Source organism: Bradyrhizobium valentinum (assembly GCF_001440405.1).
Taxonomy (GTDB): domain Bacteria; phylum Pseudomonadota; class Alphaproteobacteria; order Rhizobiales; family Xanthobacteraceae; genus Bradyrhizobium; species Bradyrhizobium valentinum.
The window spans coordinates 41,254-56,745 of sequence record NZ_LLXX01000030.1 but is presented as its reverse complement, the minus strand read 5'-3'; the positions used below and the strand labels follow the sequence as shown (position 1 = coordinate 56,745).

At 62.0% G+C, this 15,492-nt stretch carries 13 protein-coding genes; 4 read left to right on the top strand and 9 right to left on the bottom strand.

The features are described 5' to 3' along the window. Positions 1–139: 139 nt before the first annotated feature. Positions 140–1,531, bottom strand: a complete 1,392-nt coding sequence (hpnO, locus tag CP49_RS05480) for an aminobacteriohopanetriol synthase HpnO (RefSeq protein WP_057849281.1) — start codon at positions 1,529–1,531, stop codon at positions 140–142. A gap of 102 nt (positions 1,532–1,633) precedes the next feature. On the opposite strand from hpnO, the gene CP49_RS05475 reads away from it, so the two are divergent. After that, positions 1,634–2,290 carry a DUF2147 domain-containing protein gene (locus CP49_RS05475; RefSeq protein WP_057849280.1) on the top strand — a complete coding sequence of 219 codons (657 nt, stop codon included), beginning with the start codon at positions 1,634–1,636 and terminating at the stop codon, positions 2,288–2,290. On the opposite strand, the gene hpnN is transcribed toward CP49_RS05475, so the two are convergent. Continuing rightward, positions 2,258–4,846, bottom strand: a complete 2,589-nt coding sequence (gene hpnN, locus CP49_RS05470) for a hopanoid transporter HpnN (protein ID WP_057849279.1) — start codon at positions 4,844–4,846, stop codon at positions 2,258–2,260. The genes CP49_RS05475 and hpnN overlap by 33 nt on opposite strands. 442 nt (positions 4,847–5,288) lie before the next feature. Here hpnN and ispH point away from each other — a divergent pair, with 442 nt between their 5' ends. Together ispH and hpnH are read left to right on the top strand one after the other, a co-directional pair. Beyond that, positions 5,289–6,215: a 4-hydroxy-3-methylbut-2-enyl diphosphate reductase gene (ispH, locus tag CP49_RS05465; protein WP_057849278.1), complete on the top strand. Its 927-nt coding sequence runs from the start codon at positions 5,289–5,291 to the stop codon at positions 6,213–6,215. Between the two features lie 41 nt (positions 6,216–6,256). Next, positions 6,257–7,417, top strand: a complete 1,161-nt coding sequence (hpnH, locus tag CP49_RS05460; protein WP_057849277.1) for an adenosyl-hopene transferase HpnH — start codon at positions 6,257–6,259, stop codon at positions 7,415–7,417. A 106-nt stretch (positions 7,418–7,523) separates the two neighbouring features. Here hpnH and CP49_RS05455 read toward each other — a convergent pair whose 3' ends face one another. From CP49_RS05455 to CP49_RS05425, 7 genes are all read right to left on the bottom strand, one after another. After that, the gene (locus tag CP49_RS05455) at positions 7,524–8,270 is read right to left on the bottom strand and encodes a phosphorylase (RefSeq protein ID WP_420807591.1); all 747 of its coding nucleotides are present in this window, start codon (positions 8,268–8,270) and stop codon (positions 7,524–7,526) included. Beyond that, entirely contained in the window at positions 8,267–10,246 is a 1,980-nt protein-coding gene (shc, locus tag CP49_RS05450) for a squalene--hopene cyclase (protein ID WP_057849276.1), read from the bottom strand. Before shc ends, CP49_RS05455 begins: the two co-directional genes overlap by 4 nt. A gap of 184 nt (positions 10,247–10,430) precedes the next feature. Beyond that, positions 10,431–11,690 carry a hydroxysqualene dehydroxylase HpnE gene (gene hpnE / locus CP49_RS05445; protein WP_057849275.1) on the bottom strand — a complete coding sequence of 420 codons (1,260 nt, stop codon included), beginning with the start codon at positions 11,688–11,690 and terminating at the stop codon, positions 10,431–10,433. Further along, the gene (gene hpnD, locus CP49_RS05440; protein ID WP_057849274.1) at positions 11,690–12,529 is read right to left on the bottom strand and encodes a presqualene diphosphate synthase HpnD; all 840 of its coding nucleotides are present in this window, start codon (positions 12,527–12,529) and stop codon (positions 11,690–11,692) included. The genes hpnE and hpnD overlap by 1 nt, the downstream gene beginning before the upstream one ends. Beyond that, positions 12,526–13,404: a squalene synthase HpnC gene (gene hpnC / locus CP49_RS05435; RefSeq protein WP_057849273.1), complete on the bottom strand. Its 879-nt coding sequence runs from the start codon at positions 13,402–13,404 to the stop codon at positions 12,526–12,528. The genes hpnD and hpnC overlap by 4 nt, the downstream gene beginning before the upstream one ends. Positions 13,405–13,699: 295 nt before the next feature. After that, positions 13,700–13,957, bottom strand: a complete 258-nt coding sequence (locus CP49_RS05430) for a DUF3551 domain-containing protein (protein WP_057849272.1) — start codon at positions 13,955–13,957, stop codon at positions 13,700–13,702. A 355-nt stretch (positions 13,958–14,312) separates the two neighbouring features. Then, positions 14,313–14,555, bottom strand: a complete 243-nt coding sequence (locus CP49_RS05425) for a cysteine rich repeat-containing protein (protein ID WP_057849271.1) — start codon at positions 14,553–14,555, stop codon at positions 14,313–14,315. Positions 14,556–14,984: 429 nt separating this feature from the next. Between CP49_RS05425 and CP49_RS05420 the strand changes: the two genes are divergently transcribed. Continuing rightward, complete coding sequence (locus tag CP49_RS05420) at positions 14,985–15,488, top strand: hypothetical protein (protein ID WP_057849270.1); 504 nt, start codon at positions 14,985–14,987, stop codon at positions 15,486–15,488. Positions 15,489–15,492: the final 4 nt, after the last annotated feature.

Here is a 15,492-nt window from a genome sequence, read left to right as displayed (position 1 = left end):
CCCTGATCAATCATCCCCCTTGACAACCATATCCCCATACAAGCCCGGATGGAGCGCAGCGCAATCCGGGACAAAATTCATCGACCGGTAAGATGTCCCCGGATTGCGCTTCGCTCCATCCGGGCTACGGGCTTATGGCTTACGCCGACTTCCGCACTGCGTTGTCGACCAGCGTCTTGCCGAGCGACCAGATCGCACCGGGCACCTTGTGGCTGGCGGCGATGACGTCGTCGAACGACTTTGCGATCCAGGCGCAATCTTCTTCCGTGACCACGAGCGGCGGCAGCAGCTTGATGGTATGGCTGCCGTGGCCGGAGACCTGCGTCAGGATCTTGTGATCCTTGAACAGCGGCACGGTGATGAGCTGGCAGAACAGGCCCTTGTTGGCGGTCTCCAAGAGATTCCACGAAGCCTTCAGCTTCAGCGATTTCGGCGGACCGAACTCGATGCCGATCATCAGTCCCTTGCCGCGGACTTCCTTCAGCAATTCATAGCCGGGCACCATGCGGGTCAGCGCGAGGCGAAGCTCGGCGCCGCGCTTGGCGGCCTGCTCGACCAGTCTTTCCTGCTTCATCACGTCGAGGGTTGCGATGCCGGCGGCCATCGCCAGATCGTTCTTCGCAAAGGTCGAGCCGTGCACGACCGCGCGGTCCATCTGGTTGAAGATCTTGTCGAAGATATGCTTGCGCGTCAGCAGCGCGCCGACCGGGACATGGCCGCCCGACAGCGCCTTTGCCAAAAGCACCATGTCCGGCTCGACATTCCAGTGCTCGACCGCGAGGAATTTTCCGGTACGGCCGACACCGGTCTGAATTTCGTCGGCGATGAAGATGGTGCCGTATTTCTTGCACAGCGCGGCGGCGCCCGGCAGGAATTCGTCCGTGGGCAGGTTGACGCCCTTGCCCTGGATCGGCTCGACGATGAAGGCTGCGACCTGGCGCGAGGACAACGCCTGCTCGAGCGCGGCGAGATCGTTGAACGGAATCTGCGTGCATCCCGGCAGCACCGGCTCGAATCCGGAGCGGAAGTTCGCATCGTCCATCAGCGACAGCGCGCCGTAGGACAGACCGTGGAAGGAATGGGAGCAGGAGACGATGCCGGGACGGCCGGTCGCGCCGCGCGCGAACTTGATCGCGGCCTCGACGGTCTCGGCGCCGGAATTGGCAAAGAACACCTTGTCCAGATATGGCACATGTTCAAGCAGGCGTTCCGCCAGCACCCCCGCGAGCGTGGAGACGTCGAGCTGCACCAGATTGGGAAAATCGCTGTCGAGCACGCTCTTGAGCGCCTGGCGCAGCGCCGGATGATTGCGGCCAATCGCAAAAACGCCAAATCCGCTCAGTAGATCAAGATAGCGGGCCCCGTCACGATCGAACAGGTATTGACCTTGACCCTTCTGAAAGCCCACATCGTAGCCGATGGTCTTCAGCACCCGGACGAGCTGTTCGTTCAGGTGGCGCGCATGCAGGGAACTGCGCTGCGCCTGCCGCGCAACAAACAGCTCGGAAACATCTAGATATGAATCTGGCATCGGCTACATACGTCGGTTGATGGCTGTTTCGTCAACTGAAAACGCTCAATGCGGCGTTTTGACCCCCGCTTTGGATCAGCTACTTAAACACAGGTTTGGACCATGTTGCACTGCCCAAGAACTGTCGCGCGCACAATAGTTTATTCGGGAATCTTTTTAGCCACAGGTGTTAGTACGGTACTCGCTGCCGATCCCACCGGTGACTGGAAAGTGGCCGATGGTGTCGCCAACATCCGCGTCGCCCAATGCAGCGGCAACATGTGGGGCGTCGTCGCCTGGGAAAAGACACCGGGCGGCAAGGACAAGAACAATCCGGATACCGCAAAGCAGAGCCGACCGACCCTGGGCATGCCGATCCTGATCGACATGAAGAAGAAGCCCGGCGTCGATGCCTGGGAGGGCGAAGTCTACAACGCCAAGGACGGACAGCTCTACAGCTCGACGATCAAGCCGGTCGGCGCCGACCAGCTCGAGATTCAAGGCTGCGTGCTGGGCTTCCTGTGCGGCGGCGAAACCTGGACCCGTGTCGGGCCGCCGATCCCCTCGAGCCCTTCCAACAGCATGGCCAAGGGCGCGCCGAAGGCCGCTCCCGGCGCACCGCCAAAGACCGCCGCACCGGCCGCTCCACCGAAAACCACGGGTGCGGTAAATCCTGCGCCCGCGCCAAAGGCCGCGCCCGGTCAGAAGCAGGCGGCCGGCCAGCCCGCCGATATCGGCGATATCTGCCTACTGCCCGACATCGCGCGGTTTGCCCATTAGCGCCGGCTGGAACAGCAGCACCGCGGCCAGCGTGATGACAAACGACAGCGCCAGCAATTTGCCCATGCTGGCGGTGCCGGGATGACTGGATAGCCACAGGCTTCCGAACGCGGTCGCGGTCGTCAGCGCCGAGAAAAAGATCGCGCGCGTCAGGCTCGACTGCAGCAGGTTATTTCTGCCCTCGCGCCACGCCACGACGTAGTAGATCTTGAAGGCGACGCCGACGCCGAGCAGCAGCGGCAATGCGACGATATTGGCGAAGTTGAGCGGCAGCTCGATCAGCACGCAGAGCTCAAGCGTCACGGCGCCCGCCACCAACAGCGGCACCATCGTCATCAGCACGTCGGTGATCCGCCGCAGCGTCAGCCAGAGCAACAGGCTGATCACCAAGAGCGCCCAGATGCCGGCATGGATGAACGCCCTCACGATGGTGTCGCCGGATTTGAGGATCGACACCGGCCCGCCGATCGCATTCGGCTCGGCCGCCAGGACCGCATCGGCAAATCGACGGAGGTTGTCGTTGTCGTTGGGATCGCCCTTCGGCAGTGCCTCGACGCGAATCAACCCATCCTTGGATTTCCAGCTATTCAAGAGCTCCGGCGGCAGCGTCTTCAGCGTGACCGGACCGGCTTGCATCGTGTTCCTGAGCTGCTCGAACACGATCTTGAGCGGGGCAACGAAGATATTCTGCGCCTTGTCGCGCGTCGCCTGGTCGCTGCCGGCGAGCTTCGACAGCGCATCCGCCAGCCTTCGTGAGGCGACCGCGCCCGGTCCCTTGCCCTCGCCGGCGGCCCTGCGCAGGCTGGTGACCGAACTCTTCAGCGCCTCCACGTTCTCCTCGTCGGCGGGTGCCGCATCGACCGAGTCGGGATTGAGCGCAGGCCCCACCACCCTCGCCGCCTTCGCGATCAGCTGCAGCTTCGCCGGCTGATCGTCAGGGACGAAACTGTCGATCGACATCACGCGCAAAACTTCCGGCAGCTTTTCCAGTCGCGCCTCGATCTTCTTGGCTTCCGCTTCCGAATTGGTCAGCACGTTGATGGCGTTGGCGCCGGTGTTGGGGTCTTTGCGCAAATCGAGGAAGGTCGCGATCGATTCCGCCTTTGGATTGCGCAGGTTGATCGGGTTGAAGTCGAATTTCATGAAATAAAGCAGTGGCAGGCCGGCCACGACAAGAATCAGCGTGCCAACGACGATGATGACGCGATGCCGTTCGAGGAACGCGTCGACCGGCGCCAGAAATGCGTAACCGACAGGCTCGCTCTCGCCGGGCGGATGAAGCAGCTTCAACATGGCAGGCAGGGCCGTGATGCTGGTGATGAACGCGATCAGCATGCCGGCGCCGGCAATCTTGCCGAGTTCGGAAATACCCTTGTAGTCGGTCGGCAGGAAACACAGGAAGCCGGCGGCGGTCGCCATCGCGGCGAGCGACAGCGGGATTGCCGAACGTCTGGCCGCGCTCTCCAGCGCCAGCGCCAGATCCTCGTTCTTGAAGCGCTCGGAGCGGTAGCGGACGCTGAACTGAATGCCGAAATCGACGCCGAGGCCGACGAACAGCACGGCAAACGCGATCGACAGCAGGTTCAGCGAGCCCACCATCCACAGGCCGACGGCGGTCGTGACCGAAAGGCCGATGAACAGGTTCACGAAAACCGCAAAGATGATTTTCGAGGAATGCAGCGCCATCCAGAGAATCACGAGCACAATGAGGACGGTTGCGACACCGTTGACGATCGCGCCGTCCTGCACGGTCGAATATTCCTCATTCGCGATCGGAACCGGCCCGGTCAGTCGCACGCGCGCGCTGTATTGGCCCGCAAAATTGAGATCGGTCGCGGCCTGCCGGATCGCGTCGGTCGCGTCCTTGCCGGGTTCAAGCTCGCTGTAGTCGAGCTTCGGCTTGAACTCGATGAAGGCGCGGCGGTCAGCATCGGTCAAAGGCTTGTCGCTGACGAGCTCACGCCAGGAGAACGTCGCCGTCCCCTTGTTCAGGATGTCTTCGACCGTCTGGCTGATCAGGTTGAAGGGCCGCTCGGTGTTGTCGAGCTTGAGCTGCCCGCGCTTGACGCCGGCAAGCCCGGTCTCCAGCGCGCCGGTGAGGCCGCGGATCGAGGGATCGCCGGCCATGATCTCTATCAGGGGTGCTGCGGCTTCGAGCTGGCCGCCGACCTTGCCGACTTCCTCCACCGGCAGGAACAACAGCCCGTTCTTTTCGAAGAATTCGCCGGAACCCAGCGGCTGTACGGATTCGAAGTGCTTGGTATCGCCGGAGAGCTTGGTGGCCAGCGCCTTGCTCGCGGCACTGGCAAGTTCGGGCGTAGGCGCCTCCACGACGGCGAGAATCAGTTTTTCGCGGTCGAACGCCTGCTCGAACTGATTGTCGCGCTTGCGCCAGTCGAGGTCAGGCGAAATCAGCGTATTGATGTCGGTGTTGATGGCGAAATGCCGGACGCCATAGTAGCCCGCTCCGACCGCCAGAAGCAGGGAGACGATGACGACGAGAGTGGCAAACCGCGTACAGGTTCTGACAACGGAGACAACAATACTGGTCAGCACTTCGTTTCTTTCTAAATCTCAATGAGAGCTGGGCGAAAACGCCCGCTGTCTAGCGGAGTTCCCGGAGCCGATCTAATGTTGTTTTGGTTACCTCGCGAATGGTTCAAGCGAAGCCACCAAAGCAGACCGGAACGGGTGTTCGGGGCCGGTATAGCCTGTCCGGATGGGCGATAAAGTGACGAACCGGTGAGGAACAATAGCCCATACGAAGCGGTTATAGGTATCTAATTACCATAAATTCGGTAACCATTGCGCGATCGGTCTTTTCTATCTGCACGATTTTTGACACATAGACCTGCGCTTCCATCTATGGGTGGGGATTACCTACGGGTTCCGGTCATGGTGCGGATATTGCAGATATCCGAATGTGACCGGCTGCACGGAGATCTTCGGGTGAATTTGCGAATTCAGTACCTAATGCAACTTGCGTAATGGACGTCCCATGGAAGTGTATCTAGCGCAGCCCCGCGGATTTTGTGCGGGCGTCGTGCGTGCCATCGAAATCGTTGAGCGCGCGCTCGAGAAGTATGGTCCGCCGGTCTATGTCCGGCACGAGATCGTGCACAACAAGTACGTGGTCGAAAGCCTGAAGGCCAAGGGCGCGATCTTCGTCGAGGATCTATCGGAGGTGCCGCCGCTCGCGGTCACCGTGTTCAGCGCCCATGGCGTGGCCCGTACGGTCGAGGAAGAGGCCGCCGCGCGCGGCCTGCCCGTCCTCAATGCCACCTGCCCGCTGGTCACCAAGGTCCATAATCAGGGCAAGCGGTATATGTCCAAGGGCCGGACTCTGGTCCTGATCGGGCATGCCGGCCACCCTGAGGTCGAGGGAACCATGGGTCAGGTTCCAGGGCCGGTTCTCCTGGTCCAGAACGTCGACGACGTGGCGGAACTGACGCTGCCGACCGACGCCCCGCTGGCCTATATCACCCAGACCACCCTCAGCGTGGATGACACAAAGGACATAATTGCCGCCCTTCAGGCCCGTTTTACAGATATTCAAGGCCCCGACATCCGGGATATCTGCTATGCGACACAGAACCGTCAATCTGCGGTAAGGGACCTGAGCAAGCTGGTGGACGTCATCTTGGTGGTGGGGGCCGCCAATAGTTCCAACTCAAACAGGCTTCGCGAAATCGGCACCGAGGTCGGGGTCGCGAGTTATCTCATTGCCGATGGCAGCGAACTGAACCCTGACTGGCTGAAGGACGCAAAGGCAGTCGGCATCACGGCGGGCGCATCGGCGCCCGAAGTTTTGGTCGACGACGTGATCGAGGCTTTGAGGCGTATCGGACCCGTCAAGGTGTCGGTGCTTCCCGGCCGTGAAGAAAATATCGAGTTCCGGCTTCCAGCCGAACTGACTGCGGGTTGATCGACTTCAAGATTTCCAAGTCCAGAAAGAAAATCTCTCAAATGGCAATACCGTTCTTCAAGGAAATCCGTATAGGCGGCTATCTCGTTAAGCAGAAGCTGCTCGGCCGGAAGCGTTATCCGCTCGTGTTGATGCTGGAACCATTGTTCCGCTGCAACCTCGCCTGCGTCGGCTGCGGCAAGATCGACTATCCCGATGCCATCCTCAACCGCCGCATGACCGCGCAGGAATGCTGGGACGCGGCCGAGGAATGCGGCGCGCCGATGGTGGCGATCCCAGGCGGCGAACCGCTGATCCACAAGGAGATCGGCGAGATCGTGCGCGGCCTCGTGGCGCGCAAGAAATTCGTCTCGCTCTGCACCAACGCGTTGCTGCTGGAAAAGAAGCTCGATCTGTTCGAGCCCTCGCCCTATCTGTTCTTCTCGGTGCATCTCGACGGTCTCAAGGACCATCATGACAAGGCGGTCTCGCAGAAGGGCGTGTTTGATCGCGCGGTTTCCGCGATCAAGGCGGCGAAAGCCCGCGGCTTCGCGGTCAACGTCAACGCCACCATCTTCGACGGCCATGCGGCGGAAGACATCGCAAAGTTCCTCGACTTCACGACCGAACTCGGTGTCGGCGTCTCGATGTCGCCGGGCTACGCCTACGAGCGCGCCCCGGACCAGGAGCACTTCCTCAACCGCACCAAGACCAAGAAGCTGTTCCGCGACGTGTTCGCGCTCGGCAAGGGCAAGAAGTGGAATTTCATGCATTCCGGCCTGTTCCTCGACTTCCTGGCCGGCAACCAATCCTATGAATGCACGCCGTGGGGCATGCCGGCGCGCAACATTTTCGGCTGGCAGAAGCCCTGCTATCTGCTTGGCGAGGGCTACACCAAGACCTTCAAGGAATTGATGGACACCACGGACTGGGATTCCTACGGTACCGGCAAGTACGAGAAGTGCGCCGACTGCATGGCGCATTGTGGCTATGAGCCGACCGCGGCCAACGCTGCCTTCGTCAATCCGTTGAAGGCGATGTGGGTTGCACTGCGCGGCGTCCGCACCACGGGCCCGATGGCGCCCGAGATCGATCTCACCAAGCAGCGCCCGGCGCAGTACATCTTCTCCGAGCAGGTCCAGAAGAAGCTGTCGGAAATCCGCCGCGATGAGGCGGCGGCCGCCGCCGCCAAGCAGCAGGAAAAAGCCTCCACCGCCGCCTAAGCGGGACGGCAGAAAAGATTAGGGCCTCGGTTCTCAGGGAACCGAGGCCCTTTCTTTTTTGTTTGACGCCCTTTGAAAATCCTGAAGGCGGATGCCCGTGTGCGGATCAGATCCCCGCTGCGGCGAGGCTCTCGCCGTGCAAGAAGCCGCGGCAGCCGCGCAGGGAGCGTAGCGCGCGATTGAAATCGATTCCCGTCGAGACCAGCGCGCGCAGTGAGGTGGGATTGCGCGCAACCCCGCGCAGCACCTTGCCGAGATCGATATCGCCGTTCGGCTTGATGGCGCTCTTGGCGAGCGCCGGAAGCGCCCGGTTGGCAGGATCGGAGATGACGCGGAGCGCTGCAAACGGAAGCCCCGCTTTGGCCGCATAGGCTGCGGCAATATGGCTCTCCATATCGACGGCCGCAGCGCCCGTCTCCGAATGCAACGCGGCCTTGCAGGCCGTTGCAGCAATCACCTGCTCCACGCCAGCCAGACCGCCGCGGACCACGCGCCGGCGCCGCAGCGCCGCACTGGCGATCAATTCCTCGTTCAGCGCCAGACCTGCCAGGAAACGGGTATCGCCGGCCAGAACCTCGGTCGCCACCACCACGTCGCCTGATTTCAGCGATGGATCCAGTCCACCGGCGACGCCGAACGAAATCACACCCCTGAAAGTGGTGGAATCGAGCGTTGCCAGCAGTGCGCGCAATTGCTGCGGATCGCTGGAACTGCAGATGACGATCATGCCGGGCCCGGCCGCGATGCGGGCCTCCTGCACCAATCCTGTTATGATCAAAACTGGCCGCGGATCATTCGAATTGCGATCAACCGAATCGTCCACGATCGCAGCGGCCCCCGCCCCCAAAGTCACATCCCGACCCCTACCACCCTGCTGTTGGTGCTCTTCAAATTCCGATACCGCGCCAGCGCCCAGAGCGGAAAGAACTTCGAGTAGCCATGATAACGCAAATAAAACACCCGCGGAAAGCCCGTAGCCGTGTAACGCGCCTCGTCCCACAGCCCTTTCTCCGTCTGTGTGGCTTTTAGGTACTCCACACCCCGCAAGACCGCCGGACTCTCGACCTCGCCGGCCGCCATCAGTCCAAGCAAGGCCCATGCCGTTTGCGAGGAGGTCGACGGGGCTTTCTCATATCCCTTGTAATCGAGCCGGTAGCTGACGGCGTCCTCGCCCCAGCCGCCATCCTCGTTCTGGATCGATGCCAGCCAGTCCGCCGCCTTGCGAATCATCGGGTCTTGGTGATCCACCCCTGCGGCGTTGAGCGCACAGAGCACCGACCAGGTTCCGTAGATGAAGTTGAGGCCCCAGCGGCCGTACCATGACCCTTCCGCGAGCTGGGTACGGCGCAAATAGGCGATCCCGTCCGCAACCGTCTTGCTGTTCTCGGCGGTCTCGCCAAGCTGGGCCAACATCGAGATGCAGCGCGCGGTGACGTCCTCGGTCGGCGGATCGAGCAGCGCGCCGTGGTCGGAGAACGGGATGTTGTTGAGGTAATATTCGAGGTTGTTGACGTCGAAGGCGGCCCAGCCTCCGTCACGACTCTGCAGGCCCTCGATCCACTCGCGGCCGCGCGAAATCGCCTGATCGTATTCCTTGCTGCCGTCTGCCCGGCGCGCCCGGTCCATCGCCATCACCACCACGGCGGTGTCATCGAGATCGGGGTAATAGTCGTTGTTGTACTGGAACGCCCAGCCGCCCGGACGAACATCCGGCGCCTTCGCTGCCCAGTCACCTTTGAGGTCGAGCACCTGCCTCGGCTTCAGCCAATCGAGGCCCTGTTTCATCTTCTTGAGCGTGTCTTCGCCGCCGGCCTCCGCCAACGCGTGGCAGGTCAGCGCGGTGTCCCACACCGGCGAGACGCAGGGCTGGCAGTACGCTTCGTGCTCGCCGATCACCAAGAGCTTGTCGATGCCCTTGCGCGTGACCGCACGCGGCGGAAAATCCGGCCCCTTGCCGAGTGCGGCATACATCATGACGATGTTGGCCATCGGCGGGTAGATCGCGCCCATGCCGTCTTCACCGTTGAGGCGCTCTTCCGTGAAAGCAAGCGCCGCGTCGATCGCGCGCTGGCGCAGCTTTTTCGGAAACAGCGGCTCGATGACCCGCAGTATCTTGTCCAGCGTGCTGAAGAGCGTGAACCAGCCCCAGCTCTGATGCGGCGCCTTCGGCGTCATTCCGACCGATTTCGGGTCCTGCAGGAACAACTCGTCGATACCGACGCCCTTGGGATTCTTCGCCAGCGGCTTCAACGCCGCCATCACCATCAGCGGCACGATCGTGGTGCGCGCCCAGTAGGAAATCTTGTTGAGATGGAACGGCGACCACGTCGGCAGCAGCATGATCTCGACCGGCAATACCGGCACCGCACGCCAGCTCAGCACGCCATAGAAGGCCAGCAGGAAACGCGTGAACACGTTGACGCGGGCAGCGCCGCCGTGGGCGTGGATCGCCTCGCGCGCGCGCACCATGTGCGGTGCATCGACGGAATCGCCGATCATCTTCAGCGCGAAATAGGATTTGACGCTGGCGCTCATGTCGAACGGGCCGTCGTGTACCAGCGGCCAGCCGCCATGATCGCCTTGCGTGCGGCGTAGATAGTTGGCGATCTTGGCTTCGAGCACGCTGTCGACGGGCTCGGCGAGATAGTGGCGCAGCAGAATATATTCCGACGGTATCGTGCTGTCGGCTTCCAGCTCGAACACAAAGTGTCCGTCGGACTGCCGGTAGCCGAGCAGCGCTTCGGTCGCGGAGGAAATGCTCTTCTCCAGCGCGACGGCGTCGACTGTCGCGCCGGGATCGACTGCAATTTTTTTGCCTACGGAAAGCATTCGCTAGACATCCCTCTATTCGCGACCAGCTTCTGTGAAGCCGGTCACGCAACGTCCGGTCAAGGGCGGAACCTGATGACCATTCCTTGAATAGTCATCAGGCTCCATCTCGCTATTTGAGCATGATCTCCGGGCAAACGCTTCGCGTTTGTCCCGAGGGAAAACCGGTATCCACTTTTCCGGATCATGCTTTAGACCTCGCCAGGACCAGATCGGCGGCGCGGTCGCCCGACCGTATCGATCCTTCGATGGTTGCCGGCAACCCCGTATCAGTCCAGTCACCGGCGAGAAACAGGTTTTTGAATGATGTCACCGCCCCCGGCCGCAGCGCGTTCTGCTCCGGCGTGGCCTCGAACGTCGCACGGCGCTCGCGCACGATCTGCCAGGGCGGCAATGGCGGTTCGCCTGGCAGGCTAGCTGCCTTGCAGACATCCCGCCAGATTGCCAGCGCGAGTTCTTCGCGCGGCAAATCGACGAGCCGGTCGCCATTGCTGATGGTGACCGACAGCCGCTGCGGAAACGCGAACAGCCATTCCACGAGGCCGCCGACGACGCCGAGGATTGGGGGTGCATCCTTCGGCGGGTCGAAGCGGAAATGCGCGTTGACGATGGCGCGGAATTTTGACGGCGTCTTCAGGCCCGGCAACAGCGCCGCCGCAGGGCGCGGCGGCACCGCAAGCACCACGACGTCGTCGGAGCCGAGCGCAATCGCGTCGCTGCCGAATTTCAATTCGCCGACCGCGTTGCCTGCGATCGCGAATTCGCGCAGCTCGTGGCCGAACTGGATCGAAGCACCCTTGTCCTGCAACAGCTTGATCGCCGGCTCGACCAGCACCGCGCTCAGGCCGTCGCGCGCGATCAACGGCCGGCAGGCCTGCCCGCCCGCCAGCAGCGTTTCCCGCACGATCGCGCCGGCAAGGCCCGCCGAACCCTCGGGCGGATCGACGTTGAGCGCGGCCAACAGCAGCGGCTGCACCAGCCGATCGTACAGCGTGCCTTTGCAGGGGATCGTGTCGCCGACAAGTTTGCCGGTGCCTGCCCAGACCAGAGGCATCAAGGCGAGATAATCGAGCAGCTTCGTATCGGGGACGCGGCGCGCTTCGTCGAACACCCATAGCGGCAATTTGCCGTCGCCAAGGTCGAGTTGCCAGCGCTGGCCGGTAACGATGTCGACGAAGGGAAACTGCGCAAGCTTCGGCCCGACCAGCCCGGCCTCCGTGCCGATCGATTTAGCGTAGGCCAGCGCATGACGGTTGCCGGACAACAAGAGATGGTTGCCGTTGTCGATGGTGAGATTGGTGGCCGCGTCGAAATAGGACCGACAACGGCCCCCGGCCTGCTGCGTGGCCTCGTGGACATGCACCCGGTAATTGGCGTTGGCGAGCCGGACGGCGGCCGAGAGGCCGGAAATGCCGGCGCCGATGATATGAACGTTTTTCTGCATCAAATGATCGCGTAACGGAGAAGGATGGCGATCTTTGCCATCTTGTGGACGCGAACCGGCTGGCGCGGGGCGGCAAAGCCCCGGGCCAGCAACAGATCCAGGATCGCGCGGTAATATTTCGACATGATCCGCGGCGCGCGCACCGCGCGCCGCGAATTGCGTTTCATGATCTCGTCGGCCTTCTCGAAATGTTTCTTGGCCCGCTCGGCGAGCGGCAGGCACACTTTGGGCAGCGCGCGGTCGGCGATCACCCGATTGGGATCGTCGGTGGTGATGCCGGCAAGCAGCAAGCTCTCGCGCGGCAGATACAGACGGCCGAGGCCAGCGTCTTCGTCGATGTCGCGCAGGATGTTGGTCAGTTGCAGCGCGCGGCCGAGGTGATGGGCAAGTTGGATCCCGTCACCCTCAGGCAGGCCGAACACCCGCACCGACAGGCGGCCGACGGCGCTGGCGACGCGGTCGCAATAGAGATCGAGCGTGGCAAGATCCGGCGCGCGGATGTCCTGCGGCACGTCCATCTCCATGCCGTCGACGATGGCCAGGAAATCCTCGCGCTTGAGGCCGAAGCTGCGCACCGAGGCGGCATAATCCTGCAAACGCGGCGGCGGATGGCCCTGATACAGCGCGTCGATGTCGTCGCGCCATTGCTGGAGCGCAGCCAGCCGCTCGGGCCGCGGCCCGTCGGAATCGGCGATGTCGTCGACCTGACGGCAAAAGCTGTAGATCTGGAACATCGCCTGGCGCTGGTCGCGCGGCAGGATGCGCATGGCGGCATAGAACGAACTGCCGGACGCGGTGGTGCCGTAATCTGCGTTGGCCGCCGCCGTCTGCAACGTCATGCGCCGGCCGCCGGTTTGGTTTGGGGACGGCGTCCCGCGGCACGCCTGATCGTTTCGCTGGCGATGCCGCCGATGCTCTGCGCGAGCAATTCGGGCTTGCTCAGGTGCACGCGCTCGCTGAGGGGATCGCGCACCTTCAGCATGCCGACGATCTTGTCGGCAAAGGCCTGGATCACGGCAACCTCGAGCCCGAGCCGGAAATCCCTCACCTCGGCGCTCAGCGACTTGCTTTCATTGAGCAGAGTTTCGGTCCGCACCGCGAGTGCCTGCAGACATTGCAACAGCGCCGGCCGTGACTTCGCCTCGCCCAGCATCTCGACGGTGGCGCCGCTTGCAGCCAGCGCATCGCGCGGCAGGTAGACGCGGTTGAGATTTTTGTAGTCCTTGGCGCAATCCTGCAAATGGTTGTTGATCTGCAAGCCGGCGCACAGCGCGTCCGAAGCCGCCCAGGTCGAGGTGCTCTCGCCGTGGACGTCGAGCATGAAGCGTCCGACCGGCATGGCCGAATAGCGGCAATAATGAATGACGTCGTCCCAGTTCTCGTAGCGCAGCTTGGTGACGTCCATCCGGAACGCGACCAGCACATCGAGGGCGTGGCGTGGCGCCATGGCGCGCTCGGCAAGCGCACGGCGCAGGCTGACCGCTTCCTTTTGGGTGTCGCCCTTGCCCAGCAGCTCCGCCTCGAGCAGGTCGAGATAGCGAAGCTTTTCGTCGGCGCCGAGCGTTGCGTGATCGGCAATGTCGTCGGCGGTCCTGACCAAATTGTAAAAGCTCAGGATCAGCGCCCGGTGACGCGGATGAATGATCCACGACGCGACCGGAAAATTCTCGTCGCGGTGGGTCTTTCCGGATCGCAGGTCGCTCGCGGTGGTCATCAAGAACTGACTACATTCATCAGGATTTGGCGGCATGCGCGGATATAGTTGGTCGCATGCGTGAAGTCGCGAGCCCCATATAGGGCGTTTTGACGCTCGACACAACTCTCGACAGCGCCGTTAACCGATTGAAGTTGCTCGAAATCTTCACACATGCGGCGAGCATGTTATCGCGCAATCTGCGCGATCAATGTGACGGAAAACACTGACGTCGATCGCAAGCAACTCGCCGACAGCGGCTCAACAAAGGTAGGTCAGAAGATGGACACCCGGCGCCGCGCTTTTTTCAGCGAACTTATTGGTAGACCCTGGCGCGCTTCTTTCGCGGCGCTGGACCTGCGTAATACGGGTTGACGACGCATTGTGCGGAGCGGCCCGACGCTGACATGTTGCACTGTGCCAGCGAGGTGTAGCCGCATTCGAAGTAATAGTCGTTCCAGCCTGTATAAACCTGCAGGCAGACCGGATATTTCGGATCATAGGTCTGCGCGTGAGCCGACGGCGCGGCTGACGCCGTCACGACGATCAAAATCGCCAAAGCCAGAATGCGCATCAGAACTCTCCCTCGCGTGGGACTACAAACGTGGCCCAATAGCACTAACCCCACGTTGACGCCGGTAGTTCCTGAACACAAGCCGCTCATGCAAGGCAGGGAGCGCGCGGCGTATCCACGCCGCTCCGGCCAAGCTCGAGACCGCCAAGGCTCAGCGATGTACCGCGCCCGGCGACGGACGCGGCGGCACGAGGAGCGCCAGCATCAGCGCGGGCTTGGCAAGCGCGCAGCCATTTTTGCTCCCCTTGCAGGGGGACACCGCCAAAACCAATGCTATGAGATTAGCGCACCCGTCGCAGCCGCGACCGAGCCGGAAACGGCTCCGGCGCGATAACTAGCGGGTGAAAACCGCGGCTTACTGACCGTTGTTCTTGAGAACCTGGTTGCAGGCCGCGCTGATCTTGGGCCGATGCTCCTTGAGGCACGCCAGGATGGTGAGGTCGCCCTGGTCGATGACCGGGCGGCAGAATTTCTGCACGTCGCGCGTACAGGCCTTCTGCTCCTCCTCCGTTCCGCTGCGCTGCGCTTGCTGGGCGAAGGCGACATTCGACGAGACCGACATCGACAACAAGGTGAGGGCCAGGAGAGATTTACGCATCGTATTCCTTCATTTCGGCAGCATGAAATCCCGTTCCCGATTTGCGTTTCGGCATCGCCGGGGTGGATTTTGTTTGGATGGCAGGTGCCGCGTAACGCAGCGACGTGCACAGGACAAGCATGGCAAATACGGCTAAATTTACGGCGATCTCAGCGCGGTAAATAACCGGCTGATATCTAACGTGTATTTCTGCCACACTTTCTTGGAAATTGGTTCTTGCAGACGGTCTAGCGCGAAGCTAGATGCTGCGCCGACGGAGTTGACGCAACACCTTGATTCCCGTCGGTCGCTTGCGGCGTTTCTTCCTGCCGCGACCGCCCGGAAACAGCATCCGGTCATTTGAACCTAACATACTGCGGGAACACTAAATCTTCGATGCGGCGAGACGTATCTTTGCAAAGAACGTCTATTTTGAGGGGAAAACTCACGATGAAACTGTTTGGTTCCAGCTTGCTCGGTCAGGCTCTCGCAGCGGCCGGCGTCGGCGCCGCGCTTATGTTGTCGGTCACTGCAAGCCATGCCCAGGCGGGAGGCCCGTTTGCCGGTTTTGACGGAAACTGGAGCGGCTCGGGCACGGTCGCGCTCTCCAACGGCACCACCGAGAACATCCGCTGCAAAGCCGACTACAAGGTCAACGCCAACGGGCTCGGCCTGAAGCAAAACCTGCACTGCGCCAGCGACAGCTACAAGTTCGACCTGTCGAGCGACGTCACCAGCCAGGGTGGCCGCATCTCCGGCAACTGGAGCGAAAAGAGCCGGAATATTTTCGGCAATCTGCAGGGCACCGCCGGCGGCGGCCAGATCGAGGTGTTCGTCGAAGCGTCGGGATTTGCGGCCAACCTCAATCTGCGTACCACCGGCAACAAGCAGAGTGTGCAGATCGACTCCAAGGGCGAGATCCGCGGCGTCAAGATCACGATGTCGAGGACCTGACGCT